Source organism: Microbacterium sp. NPDC055988 (assembly GCF_042269505.1).
GTDB lineage: Bacteria > Actinomycetota > Actinomycetes > Actinomycetales > Microbacteriaceae > Microbacterium.
In genome coordinates this window covers 1-24220 of record NZ_JBHJXY010000002.1, presented here as the reverse complement: position 1 = coordinate 24220, position 24220 = coordinate 1, and the positions used below count along the sequence as shown (strand labels likewise).

At 67.9% G+C, this 24220-nt stretch carries 27 protein-coding genes; 14 read left to right on the top strand and 13 right to left on the bottom strand.

Annotated features, from left to right (window positions below):
• Positions 1-9: 9 nt before the first annotated feature.
• Positions 10-939 carry an aldo/keto reductase family oxidoreductase gene (locus ACFC14_RS17275; protein ID WP_376107348.1) on the bottom strand — a complete coding sequence of 310 codons (930 nt, stop codon included), beginning with the start codon at positions 937-939 and terminating at the stop codon, positions 10-12.
• A 29-nt stretch (positions 940-968) separates the two neighbouring features.
• Positions 969-1178: an XRE family transcriptional regulator gene (locus ACFC14_RS17270; protein WP_376107346.1), complete on the bottom strand. Its 210-nt coding sequence runs from the start codon at positions 1176-1178 to the stop codon at positions 969-971.
• 115 nt (positions 1179-1293) lie between these two features.
• On the opposite strand from ACFC14_RS17270, the gene ACFC14_RS17265 reads away from it, so the two are divergent.
• The 3 genes from ACFC14_RS17265 to ACFC14_RS17255 are packed head-to-tail and all read left to right on the top strand — an operon-like array spanning position 1294 to position 2714.
• On the top strand, positions 1294-1668 hold the full coding sequence (locus tag ACFC14_RS17265; RefSeq protein WP_240745025.1) for a helix-turn-helix domain-containing protein: 375 nt from the start codon (positions 1294-1296) through the stop codon (positions 1666-1668).
• 42 nt (positions 1669-1710) lie between these two features.
• Positions 1711-2103 (top strand): ImmA/IrrE family metallo-endopeptidase, encoded by a 393-nt coding sequence (locus tag ACFC14_RS17260; RefSeq protein ID WP_376107343.1) that lies wholly within the window; start codon positions 1711-1713, stop codon positions 2101-2103.
• Between the two features lie 8 nt (positions 2104-2111).
• Positions 2112-2714, top strand: coding sequence for a GNAT family N-acetyltransferase (locus tag ACFC14_RS17255; RefSeq protein ID WP_376107340.1), 603 nt, complete (start codon positions 2112-2114; stop codon positions 2712-2714).
• Positions 2715-2753: 39 nt separating this feature from the next.
• Here ACFC14_RS17255 and ACFC14_RS17250 read toward each other — a convergent pair whose 3' ends face one another.
• On the bottom strand, positions 2754-2957 hold the full coding sequence (locus ACFC14_RS17250; RefSeq protein WP_136041432.1) for a hypothetical protein: 204 nt from the start codon (positions 2955-2957) through the stop codon (positions 2754-2756).
• A 90-nt stretch (positions 2958-3047) separates the two neighbouring features.
• Between ACFC14_RS17250 and ACFC14_RS17245 the strand changes: the two genes are divergently transcribed.
• Complete coding sequence (locus tag ACFC14_RS17245) at positions 3048-3659, top strand: flavodoxin family protein (RefSeq protein ID WP_376107336.1); 612 nt, start codon at positions 3048-3050, stop codon at positions 3657-3659.
• A gap of 6 nt (positions 3660-3665) precedes the next feature.
• On the opposite strand, the gene ACFC14_RS17240 is transcribed toward ACFC14_RS17245, so the two are convergent.
• From ACFC14_RS17240 to nrdH, 6 genes are all read right to left on the bottom strand, one after another.
• A complete protein-coding gene (locus ACFC14_RS17240) occupies positions 3666-4166 on the bottom strand; it encodes a GNAT family N-acetyltransferase (RefSeq protein ID WP_376107334.1) in 501 nt (166 codons plus the stop codon).
• Between the two features lie 43 nt (positions 4167-4209).
• Positions 4210-5250: a hypothetical protein gene (locus ACFC14_RS17235; protein ID WP_376107332.1), complete on the bottom strand. Its 1041-nt coding sequence runs from the start codon at positions 5248-5250 to the stop codon at positions 4210-4212.
• Positions 5251-5371: 121 nt separating this feature from the next.
• Positions 5372-6349: a class 1b ribonucleoside-diphosphate reductase subunit beta gene (gene nrdF, locus ACFC14_RS17230; RefSeq protein ID WP_017828866.1), complete on the bottom strand. Its 978-nt coding sequence runs from the start codon at positions 6347-6349 to the stop codon at positions 5372-5374.
• Positions 6350-6396: 47 nt separating this feature from the next.
• Complete coding sequence (gene nrdE / locus ACFC14_RS17225) at positions 6397-8541, bottom strand: class 1b ribonucleoside-diphosphate reductase subunit alpha (protein WP_021199955.1); 2145 nt, start codon at positions 8539-8541, stop codon at positions 6397-6399.
• Positions 8538-8972 carry a class Ib ribonucleoside-diphosphate reductase assembly flavoprotein NrdI gene (nrdI, locus tag ACFC14_RS17220; protein WP_136041436.1) on the bottom strand — a complete coding sequence of 145 codons (435 nt, stop codon included), beginning with the start codon at positions 8970-8972 and terminating at the stop codon, positions 8538-8540. Before nrdI ends, nrdE begins: the two co-directional genes overlap by 4 nt.
• A 33-nt stretch (positions 8973-9005) precedes the next feature.
• A complete protein-coding gene (nrdH, locus tag ACFC14_RS17215) occupies positions 9006-9239 on the bottom strand; it encodes a glutaredoxin-like protein NrdH (RefSeq protein WP_028503264.1) in 234 nt (77 codons plus the stop codon).
• 390 nt (positions 9240-9629) lie between these two features.
• Between nrdH and ACFC14_RS17210 the strand changes: the two genes are divergently transcribed.
• The 6 genes from ACFC14_RS17210 (at position 9630) to ACFC14_RS17185 (ending at position 15675) form a co-directional block, all read left to right on the top strand.
• Positions 9630-10838 (top strand): MFS transporter, encoded by a 1209-nt coding sequence (locus ACFC14_RS17210; protein ID WP_376107326.1) that lies wholly within the window; start codon positions 9630-9632, stop codon positions 10836-10838.
• Positions 10835-11755, top strand: a complete 921-nt coding sequence (locus tag ACFC14_RS17205) for a sugar kinase (protein WP_376107323.1) — start codon at positions 10835-10837, stop codon at positions 11753-11755. Before ACFC14_RS17210 ends, ACFC14_RS17205 begins: the two co-directional genes overlap by 4 nt.
• A gap of 58 nt (positions 11756-11813) precedes the next feature.
• The gene (locus ACFC14_RS17200) at positions 11814-12572 is read left to right on the top strand and encodes an alpha/beta fold hydrolase (RefSeq protein ID WP_376107320.1); all 759 of its coding nucleotides are present in this window, start codon (positions 11814-11816) and stop codon (positions 12570-12572) included.
• A complete protein-coding gene (locus ACFC14_RS17195; protein ID WP_376107317.1) occupies positions 12569-13729 on the top strand; it encodes an acyl-CoA dehydrogenase family protein in 1161 nt (386 codons plus the stop codon). Before ACFC14_RS17200 ends, ACFC14_RS17195 begins: the two co-directional genes overlap by 4 nt.
• Before the next feature lie 87 nt (positions 13730-13816).
• Entirely contained in the window at positions 13817-14284 is a 468-nt protein-coding gene (locus tag ACFC14_RS17190; RefSeq protein ID WP_136041440.1) for an Lrp/AsnC family transcriptional regulator, read from the top strand.
• Positions 14281-15675, top strand: a complete 1395-nt coding sequence (locus ACFC14_RS17185) for an aspartate aminotransferase family protein (protein ID WP_376107314.1) — start codon at positions 14281-14283, stop codon at positions 15673-15675. Before ACFC14_RS17190 ends, ACFC14_RS17185 begins: the two co-directional genes overlap by 4 nt.
• A 36-nt stretch (positions 15676-15711) precedes the next feature.
• Here the strand turns inward: ACFC14_RS17185 and ACFC14_RS17180 are convergent, their stop codons facing one another.
• Entirely contained in the window at positions 15712-15984 is a 273-nt protein-coding gene (locus tag ACFC14_RS17180) for a metal-sensitive transcriptional regulator (RefSeq protein WP_136041445.1), read from the bottom strand.
• 34 nt (positions 15985-16018) lie between these two features.
• On the opposite strand from ACFC14_RS17180, the gene ACFC14_RS17175 reads away from it, so the two are divergent.
• Genes ACFC14_RS17175 through ACFC14_RS17165 form a run of 3 tightly spaced genes read left to right on the top strand, consistent with a single transcriptional unit; the run spans position 16019 to position 18757 of the window.
• Entirely contained in the window at positions 16019-17296 is a 1278-nt protein-coding gene (locus tag ACFC14_RS17175; protein ID WP_376107311.1) for a DUF445 domain-containing protein, read from the top strand.
• A gap of 1 nt (position 17297) precedes the next feature.
• A complete protein-coding gene (locus ACFC14_RS17170) occupies positions 17298-18230 on the top strand; it encodes an agmatinase family protein (RefSeq protein ID WP_376107308.1) in 933 nt (310 codons plus the stop codon).
• Positions 18227-18757: an AAA family ATPase gene (locus ACFC14_RS17165; protein ID WP_376107305.1), complete on the top strand. Its 531-nt coding sequence runs from the start codon at positions 18227-18229 to the stop codon at positions 18755-18757. Before ACFC14_RS17170 ends, ACFC14_RS17165 begins: the two co-directional genes overlap by 4 nt.
• 7 nt (positions 18758-18764) lie before the next feature.
• Here ACFC14_RS17165 and hutI read toward each other — a convergent pair whose 3' ends face one another.
• Genes hutI through hutH form a run of 3 tightly spaced genes read right to left on the bottom strand, consistent with a single transcriptional unit; the run spans position 18765 to position 23206 of the window.
• Positions 18765-19928, bottom strand: coding sequence for an imidazolonepropionase (gene hutI / locus ACFC14_RS17160; RefSeq protein WP_376107302.1), 1164 nt, complete (start codon positions 19926-19928; stop codon positions 18765-18767).
• Between the two features lie 34 nt (positions 19929-19962).
• Positions 19963-21672 carry a urocanate hydratase gene (hutU, locus tag ACFC14_RS17155; protein WP_376107298.1) on the bottom strand — a complete coding sequence of 570 codons (1710 nt, stop codon included), beginning with the start codon at positions 21670-21672 and terminating at the stop codon, positions 19963-19965.
• Positions 21665-23206, bottom strand: a complete 1542-nt coding sequence (gene hutH, locus ACFC14_RS17150) for a histidine ammonia-lyase (RefSeq protein ID WP_376107295.1) — start codon at positions 23204-23206, stop codon at positions 21665-21667. Before hutH ends, hutU begins: the two co-directional genes overlap by 8 nt.
• A 97-nt stretch (positions 23207-23303) precedes the next feature.
• Here hutH and ACFC14_RS17145 point away from each other — a divergent pair, with 97 nt between their 5' ends.
• Positions 23304-24047 carry an IclR family transcriptional regulator gene (locus tag ACFC14_RS17145; protein WP_376107929.1) on the top strand — a complete coding sequence of 248 codons (744 nt, stop codon included), beginning with the start codon at positions 23304-23306 and terminating at the stop codon, positions 24045-24047.
• Positions 24048-24220 lie beyond the last annotated feature (173 nt).

The following is a 24220-nucleotide window of genomic DNA, read 5'->3' as shown; positions in this document are numbered from 1 at the left end:
GAACCACTTCTATGGCAGCAGGTGTCCGGCGGCGCGGAACAGCTCGTACCACTCCGGCCGGGTGAGTTCGAGGTCGGCACCCATCGCGGCCTCGCGCACGCGCTCGGGTGTGGTCGTGCCGAGGACCACCTGCATGCCGGCGGGGTGGCGGGTGATCCAGGCGGTCGCGACGGCCAGCGGAGTCACGCCGTACGACGCGGCGAGGCGATCGATCACCGCGTTCAGCTCCGGGTACTCGGGGTTGCCGAGGAACACTCCGTGACCGCGGCCGTCCTGGAACGGCGACCAGGCCTGGATCGTGATGCCGTTGATGCGGCAGTACTCCACGATGCCGCCGCCGTCGCGCACGATGCTCTGCTCGTGGCCGGCGATGTTCGCCGCGACCGGCTGAGCGAGGATCGGCGCATGGGTGATCGACAGCTGCAGCTGGTTGGCGACCAGCGGCTGCCGGACGGCCGTGCGGAGCAGATCGATCTGTCGCGGCGTGTGGTTCGAGACGCCGAAAGCCCGGACCTTGCCCGCGGCCTCCAGCTCGTCGAACGCGCGGGCGACCTCTTCGGGCTCGACGAGGATGTCGGGGCGGTGCAGCAGCAGCACGTCGAGGCGATCGGTCTGGAGCGCGGCCAGGGAGCCTTCGACCTGGGCGACGATGTGCTCGTAGGAGAAATCGAACATCCCCTGCGCCGGCACGATCCCGCACTTGGTCTGCAGCACGATCTCGTCGCGCTCGGAGGCGCTGAGCTTCAACGCACCGGCGAAGCGCGCCTCGCCGTGGTGCATGCTCCCGCCGTAGATGTCGGCATGGTCGAAGAAGTCGATGCCGGACTCTCGGGCTGCGGCGTAGAGCGCCCGGATGTGCGCGTCGTCCTTGTCGTCGATGCGCATCATGCCGGCGACGAGGGCGGGGGCGGTGGACGATCCGAACGGCACAGTCTTCATGCGGACCACGCTACTGTGCGCGGCCGATATCAGTAGTCGTCGGCGGCGGACACCGGGAGAAGCCTCGTGATCGGGATGTCGAGCGCCGTGGCGATGCCGACGAGGTCGACGACCGTGAAGTCGGTCTGCCCCTCCAGCAGCTCTGCGAGCGCTTCCGGCTCGATGCCCGAGAGCTCCGAAAGCCGAGTGAACGACATCCCGGCGTGCACTCGGGCTCCATCCACCGTCGATGCCAACATATGACGCAATCCTGTCCCCATACGCACACGGTAGTACCCCGCACGGACACTCCGCGCCTCCTCCTGCACCATAATGGCGGCATTCTGGAGTCGAGGCGCTGCTATCGTGAGCCGGGTGAAGACACCTGCCGAGGAGTTCAACGACGCCGTGGGGCGTCAGATCCGCGCGGAGATCGCCGCGTCCAGGAGCAGCATCGCGGCGATGGCGCGGACCATCGGCATCGCGCGCAGCGCTCTGGACAACTACGTCACCGGCAAGCGCGCCATCCCCGTCCCGGTCGTGTACTCGGTCTGCGACGCTCTCGGTCTCGAGCCCCACGTCCTCTTCGCCCGCGCGGAGGAACGCCTCAGAGCAGACGGCGAGACGACCGCGCGCATCACTCCGATCCGCCCCACCCCCGATGTCGCCGGTCCACGAGAAGATACCCGCGAGGTCGCTTTCGAATCCCGCACGTCGCACGACTCGGACACGGACGACCTCTACGACTAGCCGCGTCGCACGATGCCGGCGGGCACGGTGAGGAGGAGAGCTATGGACGAGCTTCTGCACCTCGCCGAGGAACAGAGCCTGCGCATCGTCGAGCGCCCCGGCCGCACGCGCGGCGGCTTCGATCCGATGACGCGCACGATCCGCCTCAGCCCGGGCATGAGCGCGCGCACGACGCGAAGCGTGCTGGCCCATGAGCTCGGGCACGCCCGGTTCGGGCACACCCCGGCTCGCCTGCCCATGGTTCGCGCGCAGCAGGAGCGCCAGGCCGACGAATGGGCCGCGTGTCGGCTGATCACCCCGCGGACCTACGCCGAGGCGGAAGAGTTCCGCGGGCCTCACCTCGCCAGTCTGGCCTTCGAGTTGGGGGTCACGATCGAGCTGGTGATCGCCTATCAGCAGCTGCTGCGGCAGGGGGCCGTGCCCGTCGCTGGTTGAATACCGTCATGGCCTTCCTCGTCACCCCCACCCCCGTCACCCTCACCGGCGAACTCGTCGAACTCCGCCCGCTCGAACGCTCGCATGTCGACGGCCTCGTCGACGCGGCGCAGGAGGGCGACCTGTGGAAGACGGCCTGGTACACATCGGTGCCGGCCCCCGACGGCATGGCCGCCGAAGTCGATCGGCGGATCTCGCTCATCGAGAAGAGCGAGATGGTCCCCTTCACCGCCTTCGGTGCCGACGGACGCATTCTCGGACTCACCTCGTACTACGACATCGTCGCTGACGTTCCGCGTCTCCACATCGGCTACACCTGGAACCGTCCCTCCGCGCATGGCACCGGCACCAATGCGGAATCCAAGCTCCTCCTGCTCCGGCACGCCTTCGAGACGCTCGGAGTCTTCCGTGTCGGCCTGACCACGCAGTGGGTCAACTTCCAGTCACGCACGGCGATCGAGCGGCTCGGCGCCAAGCAAGACGGAGTGATGCGGGCCATGAGCCGCTACCGCAACGGGGCGCTGCGCGACAGCGTGGAGTACTCGATCATCGAGCCGGAGTGGCCCGCCGTGAAGGCCAACCTCGAGGCGAGGCTCGCCAAACGACGGTGAGCGGTCCGCGTCGCACGGGGCGACGCCGACCGCGACGGATCACTCGGTGGCGTTGCCCGACCAGTTGTTCGACCGGCGGGTCGCCGAGCCGCCCTGACGGAGCATGAACGCCATGGCCAGCGTGACGAGCAGGAGGCCGCCGCAGAAGGCGAGCGCGTTGAGGGCCGGCAGCCCGAACGAGATGCCCATCAGCAGGATGCCTCCGATGAAGAGGATCATGAAGAAGAGGAAGCTGAGGATCACGGGATCTCCTGTCGTCGGTGCCGTCTACCAGGATAGCCCGGACTCGGAAACCCCCTGTCCACGTTCTTCGTCGTCTGGTCTGCTCGGAGCATGAAGACACCACTGACCGCGGTCGCCGTCTCCTGCACGCTGAAGCCGTCGCCCGCCTCCTCGAGTTCCGACCTCCTCGCGACCCAACTGCTCGACGCCCTCGCCGGTCACGGCATCACGGGCGACCTGGTCCGCGCCGTCGACCTGTCGATCAGCCCCGGAGTGCAGAAGGACATGGGTGACGGCGACGAGTGGCCGAGCGTGCGACGACGCATCCTCGACGCCGACATCCTCGTGTTCGCCACTCCCACGTGGATGGGACAGCATTCCAGCGTCGCGCAGCGCGTGCTCGAACGGCTCGACGCCGAGCTCGGCGAGACCGACGCCCGCGGGCGCCCCACCCTCTTCGACAAGGTCGCCATCGCGGGCATCGTCGGCAATGAGGACGGAGCCCACCACATCGCGGCGATCCTCTTCCAGTCGCTGAACGACGTCGGCTTCACCATCCCGGCCCAGGGCTCGGTCTACTGGAACGGCGAAGCGATGCACACCACCGACTACAAGGATCTCGACGAGACCCCGGAGAAGGTCGCCGCGGCGATCGGGACGGCGGCGCGGAACGCCACGCACCTCGCCCGGCTGCTCAAGGCGCAGGAGTACCCGGCGGGGTGATGTCGATCACGCCGTGAGGTCGAGCACCCACTCGTTCACGGTCAGCTCTGCGCCGCGGAACTCCTCGGTGAATGCGCCGGCCAGGGCGAAGCCGTTCCGGCGGCAGACGCCGTTGGACGCCGGGTTGTCGACGCCGGGGAATGCCGTCAGGAACCGCCGGTCCCCTCGATGTTCGCGGGCATCGTCGATGACCAGCGCGAGGACTCTCGAAGCCACCCCGCGCCCCTGCGCTTCGGGCCGGACGAACCAACCGGTTTCCAGCGCGGGCTCTTCTCGCCAGTCCATGCGCCAGTACCCGATCGAACCGAGCGACGCCCCTGCGCCGTCTTCGATCACGAACATCCGCGCCTCGCCCGACGCCACGAGTCGCAGGTAACGGGCCTGACGTTCGACGATCTGCTCCTCGGTCTCGGGCCCGTTGAGATGGGCCGTCATCGCAGGGGTGTTCGCGGCGTGCAGCAGTTCGAGGTCGTTCTCGGACCAGAGTCGGAGCCGGAGGGATTCCATGCTCGGATGATGGCATGAGGCACCGACGTTCTATCGGGTCAGATCACCGCTGGAAGGTGACGACTTCATCCCGGCGCGACTTCTCGAGCGTCATGCCGGCGAGTTCGAGCCGTCGGTAGACCCGCTTCGGCAACGCCGGAAGCTCGGCGGAGAGACCGCGCGGCGGCTTGGCGAGCCCGGCGACCAGAGACAGATCCGCACCGGCACCACGCACCTCGATGCGCGCGTAGTCGCTGCGGGTCCGCCAGCGCAGGAACTCCAGGTCACGGAAGGGGATCGTGTGGAGCGCGGTGCCCACTCGGACTCGAAGCTCATCGTTGCCGAAGGCGACGGTGCACGTCTCCGTGCGGCGGCGCAGGATCGTGGTGAACGCCAGGTACACGGGCAGCCCGATGACGATCCCCAAGAGGATGACGGCGATCCGCGGCCCCATCCGCATCGCGATGTCATCGAGCGCGATCAGCGCGACGACGCCGAGAAGCCCGAAGACCACGACGATCGCCACGATCGCCTGAGTGAGGGTGCGCATTCGAAGCTCGATGGCGGGGAAGCGCACGATCGACCCGTCTCCGCTCTCCTCGCGTTCCCAGTCCGGGGTCACGGGCGGCGGGCGCTTCTTCGGATCCCGGCGCGTGAGCAGATCCGTGACCCGGCTGAGGAGGCCGAGCCAGATCCATCCGACCGCGGGGATCGCCGCCATCTGCAGCACCACGGCGACACCGCGAACCGCATCGGGGAACGGGTCGAGCAGGTCTCCCCCGAACTCGATCACCGAGGCGACGAGCACACCCAGGACCACGGCCACGATCACGTGGAGGATCACGCCGTTGCGGGCGGGCACCATGTCGAAGGTCGCGTTCACGAACGCGAAGCCGAAGCACCAGCCACCCACCAGCATGAGCAGGAAGGGGAAGAAGCTCAGATCGTCACCGGCGAGCGTGAAGCCGATCGCGGCGAGCAGAAGCACCGCGCCCCAGAGGAGCGGGTTGCGCACCAGCTTGCGGGTCACGGTCGTGCGCACGCGTGCGTCAGCGGTGGTGCCCTCTGTCGTCGATATGACGCCGGTCTTCTGTGACCGGGTCACTCGCGAATTCATGGGTCCGATCGTACAGCGGAGGTCGCGACGAAGCCCCGGTCCGGAGGTCGATGTGACCGCCGAACCGGGGCGAGATGTTGGCGGCGAGTTCGTCGCCGACCAGATGTGCCTAGAAGTCCCAGTCGTCGTCTTCCGTGGCCTCGGCCTTGCCGATGACGTACGACGAGCCCGACCCCGAGAAGAAGTCGTGGTTCTCGTCGGCGTTCGGCGAGAGCGCCGACAGGATCGCCGGGTTCACGTTCGTGACACTGGAAGGGAACATCGCCTCGTAGCCCAGGTTCATGAGGGCCTTGTTGGCGTTGTAGTGCAGGAACTTCTTCACGTCTTCGGTCAGGCCGACACCGTCGTAGAGGTCCTGCGTGTACTGCACCTCGTTGTCGTAGAGCTCGTACATGAGCGAGAACGTGTAGTCCTTAAGCTCGTCGCGACGCTCCTGGGTCTCGTTCTCGAGCCCCTTCTGGAATTTGTAGCCGATGTAATACCCGTGCACGGCCTCGTCGCGGATGATGAGGCGGATCAGGTCGGCCGTGTTCGTCAGCTTCGCCTTCGACGACCAGTAGATCGGCAGGTAGAACCCCGAGTAGAAGAGGAACGACTCCAGCAGGGTGGAGGCCACCTTGCGCTTGAGCGGGTCGTCTCCCTGGTAGTAGTCCATGATGATCTGAGCCTTCTTCTGAAGGTTCGGATTCTCAGTCGACCACCGGAACGCCTCGTCGATCTCCTTCGTCGACGCGAGGGTCGAGAAGATCGAGGAGTAGCTCTTCGCATGCACCGACTCCATGAACGCGATGTTCGTGTACACGGCCTCTTCGTGAGGCGTGATCGCGTCGGGGATCAGCGACACCGCACCCACGGTGCCCTGGATCGTGTCGAGCAGGGTGAGACCGGTGAACACCCGCATGGTGAGCAGCTGCTCGTCGGGGGTGAGCGTGTTCCACGACTGCACGTCGTTGGACAGCGGCACCTTCTCCGGCAGCCAGAAGTTGTTCACCAGACGGTTCCAGACCTCGAGGTCCTTGTCGTCCTGGATGCGGTTCCAGTTGATCGCCTGCACGCTGGAGACCAGCTTGAGTCTTTCAGGAGTCATTTTCTTCGTCGTCTCTCGGGGTTCAGCTGTGTTCTCGGGTCAACGGGTCAGAGCATGCACGAGACGCACTCGGCCATGTCGGTGCCCTCGAGCGCCAGCTGACGCAGGCGGATGTAGTAGATCGTCTTGATGCCCTTACGCCATGCGTAGATCTGCGCCTTGTTGATGTCACGCGTGGTGGCGGTGTCCTTGAAGAACAGCGTCAGCGAGAGGCCCTGGTCGACGTGCTGCGTGGCAGCCGCGTACGTGTCGATGACCTTCTCGTAGCCGATCTCGTACGCGTCCTGGTAGTACTCCAGGTTGTCGTTCGTCATGAACGCCGCCGGGTAGTAGACGCGACCGAGCTTGCCTTCCTTGCGGATCTCGATCTTCGACGCGATCGGGTGGATCGACGACGTGGAGTTGTTGATGTACGAGATCGAGCCGGTCGGCGGGACGGCCTGCAGGTTCTGGTTGTAGATGCCGTGCTTCTGGATCGACGCCTTCAGCTCGGCCCAGTCGTCCTGCGTCGGGATGTGCTTGCCGGCGAAGAGCTCCTTGACCTTCTCGGTCGCGGGGACCCACGCCTGGTCGATGTACTTGTCGAAGAACTCCCCCGACGCGTACTTCGAGTCCTCGAACCCGTCGAACGTGGTGCCACGCTCGATCGCCAGGTTGTTCGACGCACGCAGCGCGTGGAACAGCACCGTGTAGAAGTAGATGTTCGTGAAGTCGATGCCCTCTTCCGAGCCGTAGTACACGTGCTCGCGAGCGAGGTAGCCGTGCAGGTTCATCTGGCCGAGGCCGATGGCGTGCGAGCGGTCGTTGCCGTCCTCGATCGAGCGCACCGAGCCGATGTGGCTCTGGTCGCTGACCGCGGTGAGGGCGCGGATGGCCGTCTCGACGGTCTGGCCGAGGTCGTCGGCATCCATCGACAGCGCGATGTTCATCGAGCCGAGGTTGCAGGAGATGTCCTTGCCGATGTTGTCGTACGACAGGTCGTCGTTGTACGTGGTCGGCGTGTTCACCTGCAGGATCTCGCTGCAGAGGTTGGACATGTTGATCCGACCCTTGATCGGGTTGGCCTTGTTCACCGTGTCTTCGAACATGACGTACGGGTAGCCGGACTCGAACTGGATCTCGGCAACGGTCTGGAAGAACTCGCGCGCGTTGATCTTGGTCTTCTTGATGCGCGGGTCGTCGACCATCTCGCGGTACTTCTCGGTGACCGAGATGTCGCCGAACGGCACGCCGTAGACCTTCTCGACGTCATACGGCGAGAACAGGTACATGTCCTCGTCGTTCTTGGCGAGCTCGAACGTGATGTCGGGAACCACGACACCCAGCGACAGCGTCTTGATGCGGATCTTCTCATCGGCGTTCTCACGCTTGGTGTCGAGGAAGCGCATGATGTCGGGGTGGTGGGCGTTGAGGTACACCGCACCCGCACCCTGACGGGCACCGAGCTGGTTGGCGTAGCTGAAGCTGTCTTCGAGGAGCTTCATCACGGGGATGATGCCCGAGGACTGGTTCTCGATCTGCTTGATCGGCGCACCCGACTCGCGGATGTTCGAGAGCAGCAGCGCCACACCGCCACCGCGCTTGGAGAGCTGCAGCGCGGAGTTGATGCCGCGGGCGATCGACTCCATGTTGTCTTCGATGCGCAGCAGGAAGCAGCTGACGAGCTCGCCGCGCTGCGCCTTGCCGGCGTTGAGGAAGGTCGGGGTGGCCGGCTGGAAGCGACCGGAGATGATCTCCTCGACGAGGGCGACGGCGAGCTTCTCGTCGCCGTCGGCGAGACCGAGGGCGGTCATGACGACGCGGTCCTCGAAGCGCTCGAGGTAGCGCTTGCCGTCGAAGGTCTTCAGCGTGTAGCTCGTGTAGTACTTGAACGCCCCGAGGAACGTCTCGAAGCGGAACTTCTTGCCGTAGGCGAGGTCGTTGAGCTTCTGGATGAACTCCATCGAGTACTTCTCGATGACGGCGCCCTCGTAGTACTCCTTCTCCACGAGGTAGTCCAGGCGCTCCTTGAGCGAGTGGAAGAACACCGTGTTCTGGTTCACGTGCTGCAGGAAGTACTCCCGCGCGGCGCGCTTGTCGGCGTCGAACTGGATCTTCCCGTTCGCGTCGTACAGGTTGAGCATCGCGTTGAGGGCGTGATAGTCGAGTCCCTCGTAGGAGGGGTTCGCCTTGAATGCCACTGTCTCGGTCACTGAAGCTGCCACCGTCGTTCCAATCCGTCGCTCACGCGATCCACATCGTCTTGTGTGCCGAAGATCTCGAGCCGATACAAGTGAGGCACGTGGCACTTGCGGCTGATGATGTCACCGGCGAGGCAGAACGCATCGCCGAAGTTGGTGTTGCCCGCGGAGATCACTCCGCGGATGTGGCGCCGGTTGCGCTCGTCGTTGAGAAACCGGATCACCTGTTTGGGGACGGCGCCCTTCTCGACGCCGCGCCCCGCACCCCCGCCGTAGGTGGGGGTGACCAGCACGAAGGGCTCGTCGATGACGAGGTCTTCTTCGTGACGGTGGAGGGGGATGCGTCGGGACGGGAGTCCGAGTTTCTCGATGAAGCGCGCAGTGTTACCCGACACGCTCGAGAAGTAGATCAGGAGCGGCGCTGCGGTCGCGACTAGGTGCATGATTCACCCCGGTTCCTGAGCGACGCCGAAGGATCACGCCAGACGGGAGGCGAGCTCGTCGATCTTGTCGGGACGGAAGCCCGACCAGTGGCCCTCGTCGGTGACGACGACGGGTGCCTGCAGGTAGCCGAGCGCCTTGACCTGCTCGAGCGCCGTCGGGTCTTCCGACAGGTCGAGGATCTCGTACTCGATGCCCTTGGCATCGAGGGCGCGGTAGGTGGCGTTGCACTGAACGCAGGAAGGCTTTGTGTAGACCGTGATCGACATCTTTTCGTAACCCCTCAAATCTCTGGCCTGCTGCTAATCAGGCGTTTTCCCGGTAGACCCCCTGCCGGGACTTCAATACTACATATGGGGACCGACATTGGGGGCGACCACAAGGGGTAGTAGTTACATCCGTGTAGTTATCCACCGTTCTCTACAGATACAACACAGGTTCTCCACCGTTTCTTCCACAGGCCGAGACCCCTTCGCGCGGCTCCCGAACCCCGAGAAATCGCGGCTGGGAAGCCCCTGTGAACGATCCATCCACAGGGGGCACGCTACGACGCCCCTCGGACATTTCGTTTCCTGTGGAATCGCACCTTCGGCGTGTCGCGGGCGTGTCGTCGCACACCGTCTTCCACGACCACCCTCGAGGCCCGGTACCGTTGTCTGGTGGCGGGATATCGGGACCTTCTTCGCACGCCCGGAGTGGCGCGCATGATCGCGGCTCAGCTGACCGCGCGCTTCCCCAACGGGATGATGTCCCTCGCGATCCTGCTGCACGTCGAGCAGCAGACCGGATCATACGGCTCCGCCGGCCTCGTCCTCGCCGCGACCAGCGTCGGGCAGGCCGTCGCCGGCCCGATCACGAGCCGGTGGATGGGCGTCTGGGGCATGCGGCGGGTGCTCACCCTCACCCTCTCGGTCTGCGTCGTCGCCGTGCTCGGACTCGCGCTGCTTCCGCTCGACGTGCCCGGCTACATGCTGCTCGGCATGGTCGCGGGGCTCTCGACCCCGCCGGTGCAGGCCGCCGTCCGCACGATCTACCCGAAGCTCGTGAACTCCTCGAACCTCACTCCGCTGTTCTCCCTCGACGCCTCGCTGCAGGAGATCATCTGGGTGCTGGCGCCGGTCGTCATCACCCTGGTCTCCACCCAGATCGGCACGCCGGAGGGCCTGCTGCTGGTGGCGATCATCCTCGTCGGCGGCGGCGCCTGGTTCATCCTCTCCCCCGAGGTCGGCCGGGTGCGCATCCCGCGCAGCCGCAATGCGCTCGGCAAGGTGGTCCTCAAACCCCCCGTGCTGCTGGCGACGGTGATCGGCTTCCTGCTGATCGGGGCCTGTTCCGCGGTGGAGGTGGGCGTCGTCGCGACCTTCGAGCACGGAAGCCTCGCCGCCGGTCTCGTGCTCGCCGTGTTCTCGGCGGGGAGCCTCGCCGGCGGCCTGGCGTTCGGCCACATCCCGATCGGGCCGTGGGCCATGGCACGCCGCCTGCTGATCGTCACGATCGGGCTCGGCCTCACGATGGTCATGCTCAACGTGTTCTGGCTGGGCGGCACCCTCATCCTCGCCGGCATCGGCATCGCCCCCGCCCTCGCCGTGCTCTTCGCCATCACCTCGGCCAGCGTGAAGTTCAGCGAGACCGCTGAAGCCTTCGGCTGGGCCGGCACCGGGCAGCTCATCGGCGCGGCGGCAGGATCCGCCGTCGCCGGTTTCCTCGTCGATGTCAGCGACTGGCGCGGTGCCTACCTCGCCGCCACGATCTTCGCCGCGGTCGGCCTGCTCGTCTCCATCGTCTTCGTCCGTTCCTTCCCCGACCTGCGTCATCGCGACGCGAGCCCGCATCCCGACACCGAACCCCTGGCGGTCACCCCCTCATGAGCTCCACCTCCTCCCCCGTCTCCGCACCCGAGATCGTCTGCATCGGCGAGACCATGGCGCTGATCACACCGACCGACGCCGCACTCGCGACAGCCGGTCACGCGACGATCGGCATCGCCGGCGCCGAGTCGAACGTCTCCGCCGGGGTCGCAGCGACCGGGCACCGCGTGGCCTGGGCCTCCCGCCTCGGCGCCGATCCGCTCGGCGACCGCATCGCGTCGGAGCTCGAGCGTCGCGGCGTGGAACTGTGGGTCGAGCGCGACGACGCCACGCCCACCGGCGTGATGTTCAAGGATCCGGGCACCGAGTCCTCCTCCGTCTACTACTACCGCCGAGGATCCGCGGCCTCGCACATGGAGGCGGGGTTCCTGCCGAGAGAGCGGCTCGCGGGCGTGCGCATCGTGCACACCACCGGGATCACGCCCGCGCTCTCCGCATCCTGCCGCCAGATGGTGGACCGGCTCTTCGTCGACGCACGCACGGCCGGTGCCCTCGTCTCCTTCGACGTGAACGACCGCCGCCCGCTGTGGAGCCGGGAGGACGCGTCCGAGACCCTCGCACGACTGGCCGACGCCGCCGACATCACCTTCGTCGGACGCGACGAGGCCGAACGCATCTGGGGAACCGTGACCCCGGCGGAGATCCGCGCCTTCCTGCCGAACTGCGCGCTGCTGATCGTCAAGGACGGCGACGTCGGCGCGACCGCGTTCGACGGCGATGCCGAGCCGGTGTTCGTCCCCGCGCCGGTGGTCGACGTGGTCGAGCCGGTCGGCGCGGGCGACGCCTTCGCCTCCGGCTTCCTGGCGGCGACCCTCGACGGCGCCGACCTCGCCGCACGCCTCTCCGCGGGTCACGCCGCGGCCGAGAGGGTGCTGCTGATCGCGGCCGACCTGCCGGCGCTGCCGCCGCTCGGCTGACGCGCGGATGCCGCCCGTGCAGGGCCTGCGGCGCTCCGCCCGGTCGTAGGCTGGTGCCATGCCTGCACCGCTCACGCTGCCCCGCCTCTCGTGGGGCGCTCCGTCGGCCTCTCGACGAGCGCTTCTGGTCCACGGTCTCGGCTCTTCGGGCGCGCTGATGTGGCGCCTGGGTGACGCTCTCGCCGACGCCGGATGGCATGCGACAGCCGTCGATCTCCGGGGTCATGGTGACGCCCCGCGCTCCCTCGACTACTCCGTGGCCGCGTTCGGCGCCGACCTCGCTGCCACCCACCCGGAACACGGCGGAGCCTGGGACGCGGTCATCGGCCACTCCCTCGGCGGCGCGGCGAGCACGGTCGCGGCGGCATCCGACCCCGACTGGACGCGACGCCTCGTGCTCATCGATCCTGCGATCCACGTCGACGGGCGCGACGCGGCCATCGTCCGCCGGAGCCAGGAGCGCGCCTTCGCCGACACCCGGCTCGAGGTCGTGCAGCAGGAGCATCCGCACTGGCATCCGCAGGATCAGGAGCTCAAGGTCGATGCCGTCCTGCGCGCCAGCGCGTGGGCGGTAGAACAGACCAGCGTCCAGAACCAGCCGTGGGATGTGCGGGCCGACGCCGCGCGCCTCACCGTGCCGACGCATGTGATCGGCGCCGACCCCGCGGTGTACAGCATCTTCACCGGCGCCCTCGCCGCGGAAGTCCTCGCCGCGAACCCGCTGATCACCCTGTCCGTCGTCGAGGGCGCAGGGCATTCGCTGCACCGCGATCGCCCGGAGGAATCCGTCCGACAGCTTCTGGAGGCACTCGCATGAGCACGTTCGACCCCACGGCCTTCCTTCCCGACGACCTCCTCGAGCGGATCAGGGAGCGCGCGCCGATCCACGACCGCGAGAACACGTTCCCCCAGCAGGATCTCGATGAGCTGCGTGACGCCGGCTACCTGTCGATCCTCGTGCCGACCGAGCGCGGCGGTGCAGGGCTCGGGCTCGCCGAGGCCGCGATCCTGCAGCAGCGTCTGGCGGGCGCCGCGCCGGCGACGGCGCTGGCCATCAACATGCATCTGGTGTGGACCGGCGTCGCGAAGGTGTTCTCCGACCGCGGGGTTCCGGGCCTCGAGTTCGTGCAGGACGGCGCGGTCGCCGGCGAGGTCTTCGCCTTCGGCATCAGCGAGGGCGGCAACGACCTGGTGCTGTTCGGCAGCGACACCACCGCCGTGCCCGACGGGAACGGTGGCTACGCCTTCACCGGCACCAAGATCTTCACCTCGCTCGCCCCGGTGTGGACGCGGCTCGGACTGCACGGGCTCGACACCACGAGCCCGGATGCGACGAAGCTCGTGTTCGCCTTCGTGGAGCGGACGGATGCCGTCACCACCTCCGACGACTGGGACACCCTGGGCATGCGGGGAACGCAGAGCCGCACCACGCGGCTGAACGGCGCCGTGGCGGATGCCGCGCACGTGGTGCGGCGCATCGACCCCGGCCCGAGCCCCGACCCGATCGTGTTCGGCATCTTCTCGGTGTTCGAGATCCTGCTGGCCTCGGTCTACACCGGCATCGCCGGGCGGGCGCTCGAGCTGGCGGTCGCGACCGCGCAGAAGCGGCACTCCAAGAAGACCGGCCTCGCGTACAGCCAGGATCCCGACATCCGCTGGCGGATCGCCGACATGGGGCTGGCCTACGACGCGCTGCCTCCGCAGATCGCGGCCCTCGCCCGCGACGTGGACGACCGGGTCGACAACGGCGCACGCTGGTTCCCGCTGCTCTCGGGCGTCAAGCACCGCGCGATCACGATGGCCAAGCACGTCGTCGACGAGGCGATGCTCGTCGCGGGCGGCGGCTCCTACTTCTCCGCCAACGAGCTGTCACGTCTCTACCGCGACGTGCTGGCCGGCGCGTTCCACCCCTCCGACCCCGAATCGGCGCACTCCACCGCGGCGAGCGCGTTGCTGGGGCCGATCGAGGGCTGAGCAGCTTTTCCGCCGATTCCGCAGATGAATTGCTGCAAGACCACCGAATCGGTTGCCTGACGCCAGGACGAGTGCCAGGATCGCAGCATGGGTCCGGTCAAGAAGAATCCCCCACTCGACGCGATCGCCAAGACCATCATCGAGCTGCTCCAGGAAGACGGGCGCCGCTCCTACTCCGACATCGGCCGGGTGGTCGGCCTGAGCGAGGCCGCCGTGCGGCAGCGAGTACAGCGGCTGACCGAGACCGGCGTGATGCAGATCGTCGCCGTGACCGATCCGATGCAGTTGGGTTTTCCCCGGCAGGCGATGATCGGCATCCGTGTGGCCGGAGACACGCGGCACGTGGCCGAGGCCGTCGCCGCGATCGATGCGATCGACTACGTGGTCATCACCGTCGGATCGTTCGACGTCCTCGCGGAGGTGGTCTGCGAGGACGACGACCACCTGCTGTCACTGATCAACGACGTCATCCGTCCGATCGACGGCGTCCTCTCCACCGAGACCTTCATCTACGCCAAGCTGCAGAAGCAGCTCTACAACTGGGGGACCAGATGAACACCGCACGCACCATCCCGCCGGAGTCCGAGCTGCAGACGATGGCCAAGGATCATCTCTGGATGCACTTCGCCCGGCAGTCCACGATGGCCGAGTCGGGTGTGCCCATCATCGTCAAAGGCGACGGACACCGGATCTGGGACGCGAAGGGCAAGGAGTACTTCGACGGGCTCGCCGGCCTGTTCGTCGTGAACGCCGGACACGGTCGGCGGCGACTCGCCGAGGCCGCTGCGGCGCAGGCATCCGAGCTGGCGTTCTTCCCGCTGTGGTCGTACGCGCATCCGGCGGCGATCGAGCTGGCCGACCGTCTTGCGGACGAAGCTCCGGGCGACCTCAACCGGGTCTTCTTCTCCACGGGCGGCGGCGAGGCCGTCGAGACCGCGTTCAAGCTCGCCAAGCACTACTGGAAACTGCAGGGCAAGCCCGCCAAGCACAAGGTGATCTCCCGCGCGGTGGCGTACCACGGCACCCCGCAGGGAGCGCTGGCGATCACCGGCATCCCGGCCATGAAGTCGATGTTCGAGCCGGTCACCCCGGGCGGTTTCCGCGTGCCGAACACCAACTTCTACCGCGCGGCCGAGATGGGCGGGCCGGCCGACGACCTCGAAGCGTTCGGACGTTGGGCGGCCGACCGCATCGAGGAGATGATCCTGTTCGAGGGCGCCGACACGGTCGCCGCGGTGTTCCTCGAGCCGGTGCAGAACTCCGGCGGGTGCTTCCCGCCGCCTCCCGGATACTTCGCCCGGGTGCGCGAGATCTGCGACCGACATGACGTGCTGCTGGTCTCGGACGAGGTCATCTGCGCGTTCGGTCGCCTCGGTCACACCTTCGCGTGCAGCGGCCTCGGCTACGTGCCCGACATGATCACCTGCGCCAAGGGCATGACGAGCGGCTACTCCCCCATCGGCGCGACGATCATCAGCGACCGCATCTACGAGCCGTTCTCGAAGGGTGACGTCTCGTTCCCGCACGGCTACACGTTCGGTGGACATCCCGTGTCTGCCGCTGTCGCCCTGGAGAACCTCGCGATCTTCGACGAGGAGGGGCTCAATGCCCGCGTGCGCGAGAACTCGCCCCTGTTCCGCGCCGAACTCGAGAAGCTGCTCGACCTGCCGATGGTCGGCGACGTGCGCGGAGACGGGTACTTCTTCGGCATCGAGCTCGTGAAGGACAAGGCCACCAAGGAGACCTTCGACGAAGCCGAGTCCGAGCGGCTGCTGCGCGGGTTCCTCTCCCCTGCACTGTTCGAGGCGGGTCTGTACTGCCGCGCCGACGACCGCGGCGACCCCGTCATCCAGCTCGCGCCCCCGCTCACCGTGGGGCCGGCGGAGTTCCGCGAGATCGAGCAGATCCTCCGGGACGTTCTGACGCGGGCGCAGTCGGTGCTGTAACGGCTCGAGGCCGCCGCGGGGGGCGGAGGAGAACGGCTACTTGGAATCGAAGTCGAACGCTTTGAGCAGTTCGACCACGGCCTTGTCGCGTTCCTCTCCGCCCGCATCGAACATGTCGGTGACGTGCGTGCGGAGGTGGTTCTCCAGCAGCAGTCGGTTCAGCGACTCGAGGGATCGCTGGATCGCGCGGGACTGCGTGATGATGTCCATGCAGTACTCCTCGTTCTCGATCATCCGCGCGACGCCGCGCATCTGACCCTCGAGGATGCTCGTGCGGTGCAGGGCGCGCTTCTTGATGTCTTCGATCACGTCTCGAGGCTACCGCGCGTGAAAGGATGACGTCATGCCGCGAACACCGATGACGCAGCTCTCGCCCGCTGACCAGGAGCGCCTCCGCGCGCTCCGCAGGATGAAGGCCGTCGCCCTCGGAGCTCTGGTCTTCATGGCGGTCGTCTTCGTGTTCGCTTTCGCCTTCCAGCAGCGGGTCGACTGGCTCGGCTACGTCCGCGCCGCGGCGGAGGGCGGCATGGTGGGTGCGCTCGCTGACTGGTTCGCCGTGACCGCGCTGTTCCGTCGTCCGCTGGGGTTGCCGATCCCGCACACCGCGATCATCCCGAGCCGCAAGGACGAGATCGGCCGGAGCCTCGGCGAGTTCGTCGAGACGAACTTTTTGGCGGGCGACGTCGTGCGCACCAAGCTGTCGAGCACGCACATCGCCCTCCGCGCCGGCGAGTGGCTCCGCGAGGCTCCCCATGCCGAGCGCGTCGGTACCGAGGGTGCGACGATCGCGACGGCGGTGCTCAATGCGCTGAGCGACGACGACGTGCGCGACCTCATCACCGACCTCGCCCGCGAGCACCTCGTCGCTCCGGAATGGGGCCCGCCCGCGGGCGCCTGGCTCGAGAAGATCGTCGAGGCCGACGCCCATCACGGCGCCGTCGATCTCGCCGTCGACAGCATCGGACGCTGGCTCGAGGCCAACGCCGAGTCGTTCTCGGGGCTCGTCTCGCGGCGCCTTCCCGGCTGGGTGCCGAAGCTCGCGCATCGCTTCGTCGACGACACCGTGTACAACGAGGCGATCAAGTTCGTGCACGCCGTGCAGGCCGATCCGCGGCACCCGGCCCGCATCGCCATCGACGGCTACCTCGGCCGCCTGGCCGACAATCTGCAGAACGACCCCGCCACGCGCGCCAAGCTCGAGAACGCGAAGGCGTCGCTGTTCGACAGCCCCCGGGTCGGCGCCCTGGCCGCCGAGGCCTGGAACACCGCGAAGAACGGACTGCTCACCGCCCTCGCAGACCCCGAGAGCGGCCTGCGCCGACGCGCGGTGCAGGCGCTGCAAGAGGTCGGAGAACGACTGACGACGGATGCCGCGCTGCAGACCCGGGTGGACACCTGGGTGTCCGATGCCGCCGTCTTCCTCGTCGACCGCTACCGCCACGACATCGCCTCGATCATCACCGACACCGTGGAGCGCTGGGACCCGGCCGAGACGACGGAGAAGATCGAACTCATGGTCGGCCGCGACCTGCAGTACATCCGCCTGAACGGCACGTTCGTGGGTGCCCTCGCCGGCCTCGCCATCTTCACGATCGCCCACGCCCTGATCCCCGGAGTCTGACATGACACCCGCATCCCGACAGTTGAGTCACGACCCGCTCTGGCCACGCGCCGGGTCCTGGCCCGCCTTCAGCGGCGCGGCCGATGCGGTGCTGCTCGGCGTGCCCACCTGGCGCACGTCGCTCTCGCCGACGGGTGCCCATGCGACGCCGACCGCGATCCGCGAGGCCCTCCCCCGGTATGGAACGGCGTTGATGGGCCCGCCCGCGATCGAACTCGACGAGGTGCTGCGCATCGCTGACGCGGGCGACGTGACCGACCCCGACGGGTCCGCCGGCGAGGCGAGGGTCATCTCCCGCGTGCGGGAACTCGCCGGTGCCGCCGACCTCGTGATCGCGCTCGGCGGTGACAACTCGCTCACCTACCCTGTCGCCCTCGGCGCCGAGGCGACGGGACTGATCACGTTCGACGCGCACTTCGACCTTCGCGACGGCATCTCGAACGGCACGCCGGTCCGCCGCCTGGTCGAAGACGTGCCTGCTGCGTCGCCGCTCGACACCCTGCGGATCGATCCGTCGAGGATCGTGCAGATCGGGATCGCCGACTTCGCGAACTCCGCCGCCTACGCCCGACGTGCTGCCGAGTGGGGCATCCGGGTGGTCACCCTCGAGGAGCTGCGCCGTCGCGGCATCGATGACGTGGTCGCGGAGGCCGTCGAGATCGCAGGTGCCGGCGAGGACTCCCACGTGCATCTCGACATCGACGTCGATGTGTGCGACCGCTCGGTAGCGCCCGGCTGCCCCGCGAGCGTGCCGGGCGGACTCCAGGCGTGGGAGCTGCGCGCGCTGACCCGCGCCGTGGCCTCGGATCTCCGCGTCGTGAGCGCCGACATCGCCGAGGTCGACGCGACGGCCGATGCCGAGGATGCCCGCACGGTCCGGCTCGCGGCGCTGTGCGTGCTCGACCTGCTCGCCGGTCTCGCGTCGCGCCGATGAGGATCGTCGTCACCGGCACGCACGCGAGCGGGAAGAGCACATTGATCTCGGACTTCCACGCCGTGCACCCCGAGTACCGCACGCTGGGCGACCCCTTCGAGGATCTCGATCTCGAAGAACCGGCCGGCGAGGCCGGCTTCGCCGCCCAACTGCGGATCTCGACCGTGCGCCTGCAGGAGCTGTCCGCCGATGACGATGTCATCGCCGAGCGCGGGCCGCTCGACTTCCTCGCCTACCTCATCGCGTTGGAGCGACTGGGGCGCAGCGACGGAGCACTCATCGCGCGCGCATCGAGGATCGTCGAGGAGTCGGCGGAGAGCATCGACCTGATCGTCGTGGTGCCGTTGGACGGTGAGCGTCCGATCCATGTCCCCGACGATGAGGATCCTGAGCTCCGCGAAGCGATGGATCAGGCGCTGCAGGAGATCGCAGACGACCTCGAGCACGACGACGTCGTCCGCGTGATCACCGTCGGCAGCGACGCCGCATCACGACTGCGCGCGGTGCTCGCGGCCGTCGCCGGCTGAGCGTCCGTCATCCGACGGTCGCGCCGTCCTTCCACACCTGACGCACCAGGGGCACGCCCGGACGGTACGCGAGATGCACGCGGGTCGGGGCATCGAGCAGCACGAGGTCGGCGCGGGCACCAGGGGCGATGATCCCCACGTCGTCGCGCCGCAGCGCGCGAGCGCCCCCTGCGGTCGCCGCCCAGACGGCTTCGGCCGGAGTCAGGCCCATGTCGCGCACAGCGATCGCGATGCAGAACGGCATCGACGAGGTGAAGCTCGATCCCGGATTCGTGTCGCACGCGAGGGCCACGGTGACGCCCGCATCGATCAGGCGGCGCGCATCGGGGTAGGGCTGTCTGGTCGAGAACTCGACTCCCGGAAGCAGGGTCAGCACGGTGGAGCTCTGAGCGAGGGCGTCGATGTCGGTGTCGGTGAGATACGTGCCGTGGTCGATGGATGCTGCGCCCAGCTCGACCGCGAGGCGCACGCCGTCGCCCGGTCCGAGCTGGCTCGCATGGACGCGGGGTGCGAGTCCACGCGCGATCCCCGCCTCGAGCACCCGCCGTGATTGGGCCACGGTGAATGCGCCGGTCTCGCAGAACACGTCGATCCATTTCGCGTGCGGTGCGCAGGCGTCGAGCATGGGGCCCGTGACCAGGTCGACGTACTCATCGGGGCGGTCGGCGTACTCCGCCGGAACGACGTGCGCACCGAGGAAGGTCACCTCCGGTGTGGCCTCCGCCGCCAGGCGCACGAGCCTCTCCTCGTCGGCGACGCTCAGCCCGTAGCCGCTCTTGATCTCGACGGTGGTCGTCCCCTGTGCGAGCATCTCGGTGAGGAACCCGCGAAGTCGACTGCGCAGCTCGTCGTCACTCGCTGCCCGGGTGGCGGCGACGGTGGAGCGGATCCCGCCGGCGGCATACTTCTGTCCCGCCATGCGCGCCTCGAACTCCGCGGCACGGTCGCCGGCGAACACGAGGTGGCTGTGACTGTCGACGAACCCGGGGAGCACGGCCCGGCCACCGGCATCCACCATCTCGTCGGTCGCCGGCGCATCCGCCGCCGCACCGACCCAGGCGATCCTGTCGTCCTCGATCACGACGGCCGCATCGCTCAGGGTTCCACACGGGTCGCCGTCGGTGGCGACGTTGGTGGTGAGTTCTGCGATGTTGGTCAGCAGCGTGCGCATCGCCGTTCCTCCCGTTCGAGATCCTTCGAGTGTGTCAGAGCATCGGGATGTTCAGGCCACGCTCGCGCGCGACCTCACGGGCACGGTCGTACCCGGCATCCACGTGGCGCATCACACCGGTGCCTGGATCGTTCGTGAGCACGCGTTCGAGCTTCTCCGCGGCGAGGGCCGACCCGTCGGCGACCGTGACCTGGCCGGCATGGATCGAGCGGCCGATGCCGACACCGCCGCCGTGGTGCAGCGACACCCAGGAGGCGCCTGACGCAGTGTTCAGGAGTGCGTTGAGCAACGGCCAGTCCGCGATGGCATCGGAGCCGTCCTTCATCGCCTCGGTCTCGCGGTACGGCGACGCGACGGAGCCCGAGTCCAGGTGATCGCGTCCGATCACGATCGGTGCCGAGAGCTCGCCCGATGCGACCATCTCGTTGAACTTCAGCCCGGCGAGGTGTCGCTCCTTGTAGCCGAGCCAGCAGATGCGCGCAGGAAGGCCTTCGAAGTGCACCTTGTCGGCGGCCTTCTCCAACCAGCGGTGCAGCGCCGCATCCGCCGGGAAGAGCTCGGCGATGGCCCGGTCGGTCTTGTAGATGTCCTCGGGGTCTCCGGAGAGAGCCGCCCAGCGGAAGGGGCCTCGCCCCTCTTCGAACTGCGGACGGATGTAGGCCGGCACGAATCCGGGGAAGGCGAAGGCCCGGTCGTAGCCGCCCAGCTGTGCTTCGGCTCTGATCGAGTTACCGTAGTCGAACACCGCGGCCCCGGCATCCTGGAACGCCACCATCGCCTCGACGTGCGCAGCCGTGGATTCGCGTGAGCGGCGGGTGAACTCCTCGGCGTCGCGCTCGGCCTCCTGTTTCCACTCCTCGACTCCGATGCCGACCGGCAGGTATGCGAGCGGGTCGTGCGCGCTGGTCTGATCGGTCACGATGTCGATCGGCACACCGCGGCGCAGCAGTTCGGGGAAGACCTCGGCCGCATTGCCGACGACGCCGACCGAGAGGGCCTCGCCGGCCTCCTTCGCCGCGACCACTCGGGAGACGGCGGCATCCAGATCCCTCGTGTACTCGTCGAGATAGCCGTGCTCCACGCGACGGGCGAGACGCGATTCGTCGACGTCGACGATCAGCACCGCGCCGTCGTTCATGGTCACGGCGAGCGGCTGGGCACCGCCCATCCCACCGGCACCGCCAGTGAGTGTGAGGGTGCCGCGCAGGGAATCCCGCCCGAGTGAGCGCGCCACTGCGGCGAAGGTCTCGTATGTCCCCTGCAGGATGCCCTGGGTGCCGATGTAGATCCACGAGCCCGCGGTCATCTGCCCGTACATGATGAGGCCGAGTTCTTCGAGACGGCGGAACTCCGGCCAGGTCGCCCAGTCCCCCACCAGGTTAGAGTTGGCGATGAGCACGCGCGGAGCCCACTCGTGGGTGCGGAAGACACCGACCGGCTTGCCGGACTGCACGAGCAGGGTCTCATCGGGTTCGAGCTCGTCGAGGGTGCGCACGATCGCGTCGTATGCCTCCCAGCTGCGGGCAGCCTTGCCGGTTCCGCCGTAGACGACGAGGTCTTCCGGGTGCTCGGCCACTTCGGGGTCGAGGTTGTTCATCAGCATGCGCTTGGCCGCTTCGGCGCCCCAGCTCTTCGCGGTGCGGGTGTTGCCACGCGCGGCGCGGACGATGCGGGGTCCTGCGGCGGTGCTCTCAGCCGCCGTGTTCTCAGCGGTCGTGTTCTCAGCCGTCGTGTTCTCAGCCATCGATGTGCTCCTTTGCGACGCGGGCGACGTCGCCCGACTGGACGAGGACGGTGACGGCTTCCATCTCCGGGGAGAGGAAGCGATCGGCACCGGGGCCGGCGGCGACCGTGCGAACCAGGTCGCGCACAGCACCGGTCGCGGGTCCCGCCTGCAGCGGAGACCGCAGATCGAGGGCACGGGACGCCGTGAGGATCTCGATCGCGAGCACGCGCCCGAAACCGTCGATCGCCCGGCGCAGCTTGCGGGCCGCGGCCCATCCCATCGATACGTGATCCTCCTGCATGGCGGACGACGGGATCGAGTCGACCGATGCCGGCACCGCGAGGCGCTTGAGCTCGGAGACGATACCCGCGGCCGCGTACTGCGCGATCATGAGACCGGAGTCGACACCCACCTCGTCGGCCAGGAACGGCGGGAGGCCGTGGTTGCGTGCCGGATCCAGTGCGCGGTCGGTCCGGCGTTCCGACACCGAAGCGACATCGGCGACGGAGATGGCGAGGAAATCGAGCACGGCAGCGACCGGCGCCCCATGGAAGTTGCCGTTGGACTCGATGCGTCCATCCAGGGTGATGACCGGGTTGTCGATCACGCTGGCGAGCTCGCGGCCGGCGATCATCGCTGCGTGGGCCATGGTGTCGCGGGCCGCTCCGTGCACCTGCGGCGAACACCGCAGTGAATAGGCATCCTGCACGCGCCCGTCCTCGGGACCCTTGTGGCTCGCGACCATCGGGGAGTCCGCGAGGAACGCGCGGAGGTTGTCTGCCGATTCAGCTTGACCCGTCTGCGGCCGCAGCGCCATGAGGTCGGCGGCGAACACGGCATCGGTGCCGAGCTGGGACTCGATCGACATCGCCGCAGCGACATCGGCGGTGAGCAGGAGCGCCTCGAGATCGTGCAGCGCAAGCACCAGCATTCCGAGCATGCCGTCGGTGCCGTTGATGAGGGCGAGCCCCTCCTTCTCGACGAGCACGAGGGGAGCGATACCCGCTGCCGCGAGGGCTTCAGATGCCGGAAGGAGAGCGCCGGATGCATCGCGCACATCGCCCTCACCCATCGCGGCGAGGGCGATGTGTGCAAGCGGTGCGAGATCGCCGGAACACCCGAGGGAACCGTATTCGCGGACGAGCGGAGTGATCCCGGAGTTGAGCATGGCCGCATACGTCTCGACGACGACGGGCCGCACACCGGTACGCCCGGAGCTGAGCGTCTGCAGGCGCAGCAACTGCAACCCGCGGACGACCTCGCGCTCGACCTCGGCGCCGGTGCCGGCGGCGTGGGAACGGATCAGGCTGGCCTGCAGCTGCAGGCGCCGGTCGGGTGCGATGAAGGTGGTCGCGAGCGCACCGAACCCGGTGGACACGCCGTAGTGCGGGTGCGGGTCTGCGGCGAGGCCGTCGATCACGCGACGGGTTTCGGCGACACGACCGAGAGCATCCGCATCGATCTGCACGGGCGCATCGTGACGGGAGACGGCGACGACATCAGCGGGCGACAGCGGGGCCGCACCGACGACTACGGGGACAGGAACAGTCATGACTCGATTCCACACCCGACGTGTCGTGAGCGGCACCCGTTCGTGCGACACTGTGTCTGTGATCCCAGACAAGCACCATGCTTCGCAGGCCGGCGGTATGCAGGTACCTGCGGCGGAGAACACCCTCCGCATCCTGAGCTTTCTCGCCGCACGTCCCGCCCCGGTGGCCGCCTCGGCCATCGCGCGCGAGCTCGAGCTGCCGCGATCCACGGTGTACCACCTGCTGACGACGCTCGCCGCTCACGGGTTCGTGCTGCACCTGCGTGAGGAACGACGGTGGGGACTCGGTGCCTCGGCGTTCGAGCTCGCCGGCGGGTACACGCGACAGCAGCCACTGGCCCGGAGGGGTCGGCCGCTGGTCGCCGCGCTCTCCGACCGCTTGGGCGAGAGCGCTCACCTCGCCGTGATGAGCGGCGGCGATGTGCTCTACATCGTCGAGGAGCGTGCACCGCGACGACCGGCCCTCGTGACGGACGTCGGCGTGCGGCTGCCCGCTCACCTCACTGCCTCGGGGCGGGCGATGTTGGCAGCACTCCCCCGCGAACAGGTGCGGGCGCTGTATCCAGACCTGTCGGCGTTCCCCGACCGCACCGGCGTCGGCCCTCGGACACCCCGAGAACTACGGGAGCTGTTGCGCGAAGTGCGCTCGCGCGGGTATGCGACCGAGAACAGCGAGATCGCTGATGGGCTGCGCAGCGTCGGCGCCGCGGTGCTCGATGCTGCCGGGTGGCCGGTCGCCGCCGTGGCCGTCACGTGGGGGCGCCGAGATCTGGACGAGGAGCTGCTGGCCGCAGCTGTGCAGGAGTGCGCGGCAATGCTGGAGTCGCGCCTCAAACGCTGAGGCGTCCCCGCGTTCGGTGGCTTAACGCAGGAGAGCCACCCCGTATGGGATGGCTCTCCTGATCTTCTCCAGCACAATGCAAAATGGCCACCCATCGATGGGTGGCCATTTTGTCTAAAAGGAGTCCGGCGGTGTCCTACTCTCCCACAGGGTCCCCCCTGCAGTACCATCGG

Coding starts and splice junctions, on each gene's coding strand:
- ACFC14_RS17275 (WP_376107348.1), bottom strand. CDS start 939: ATGAAGACTGTGCCGTTCGGATCGTCCACCGCCCCCGCCCTCGTCGCC.
- ACFC14_RS17270 (WP_376107346.1), bottom strand. CDS start 1,178: ATGTTGGCATCGACGGTGGATGGAGCCCGAGTGCACGCCGGGATGTCG.
- ACFC14_RS17260 (WP_376107343.1), top strand. CDS start 1,711: ATGGACGAGCTTCTGCACCTCGCCGAGGAACAGAGCCTGCGCATCGTC.
- ACFC14_RS17255 (WP_376107340.1), top strand. CDS start 2,112: ATGGCCTTCCTCGTCACCCCCACCCCCGTCACCCTCACCGGCGAACTC.
- ACFC14_RS17245 (WP_376107336.1), top strand. CDS start 3,048: ATGAAGACACCACTGACCGCGGTCGCCGTCTCCTGCACGCTGAAGCCG.
- ACFC14_RS17240 (WP_376107334.1), bottom strand. CDS start 4,166: ATGGAATCCCTCCGGCTCCGACTCTGGTCCGAGAACGACCTCGAACTG.
- nrdF (WP_017828866.1), bottom strand. CDS start 6,349: ATGACTCCTGAAAGACTCAAGCTGGTCTCCAGCGTGCAGGCGATCAAC.
- nrdI (WP_136041436.1), bottom strand. CDS start 8,972: ATGCACCTAGTCGCGACCGCAGCGCCGCTCCTGATCTACTTCTCGAGC.
- nrdH (WP_028503264.1), bottom strand. CDS start 9,239: ATGTCGATCACGGTCTACACAAAGCCTTCCTGCGTTCAGTGCAACGCC.
- ACFC14_RS17205 (WP_376107323.1), top strand. CDS start 10,835: ATGAGCTCCACCTCCTCCCCCGTCTCCGCACCCGAGATCGTCTGCATC.
- ACFC14_RS17200 (WP_376107320.1), top strand. CDS start 11,814: ATGCCTGCACCGCTCACGCTGCCCCGCCTCTCGTGGGGCGCTCCGTCG.
- ACFC14_RS17195 (WP_376107317.1), top strand. CDS start 12,569: ATGAGCACGTTCGACCCCACGGCCTTCCTTCCCGACGACCTCCTCGAG.
- ACFC14_RS17190 (WP_136041440.1), top strand. CDS start 13,817: ATGGGTCCGGTCAAGAAGAATCCCCCACTCGACGCGATCGCCAAGACC.
- ACFC14_RS17185 (WP_376107314.1), top strand. CDS start 14,281: ATGAACACCGCACGCACCATCCCGCCGGAGTCCGAGCTGCAGACGATG.
- ACFC14_RS17175 (WP_376107311.1), top strand. CDS start 16,019: ATGCCGCGAACACCGATGACGCAGCTCTCGCCCGCTGACCAGGAGCGC.
- ACFC14_RS17170 (WP_376107308.1), top strand. CDS start 17,298: ATGACACCCGCATCCCGACAGTTGAGTCACGACCCGCTCTGGCCACGC.
- ACFC14_RS17165 (WP_376107305.1), top strand. CDS start 18,227: ATGAGGATCGTCGTCACCGGCACGCACGCGAGCGGGAAGAGCACATTG.
- hutI (WP_376107302.1), bottom strand. CDS start 19,928: ATGCGCACGCTGCTGACCAACATCGCAGAACTCACCACCAACGTCGCC.
- hutU (WP_376107298.1), bottom strand. CDS start 21,672: ATGGCTGAGAACACGACGGCTGAGAACACGACCGCTGAGAACACGGCG.
- hutH (WP_376107295.1), bottom strand. CDS start 23,206: ATGACTGTTCCTGTCCCCGTAGTCGTCGGTGCGGCCCCGCTGTCGCCC.
- ACFC14_RS17145 (WP_376107929.1), top strand. CDS start 23,304: ATGCAGGTACCTGCGGCGGAGAACACCCTCCGCATCCTGAGCTTTCTC.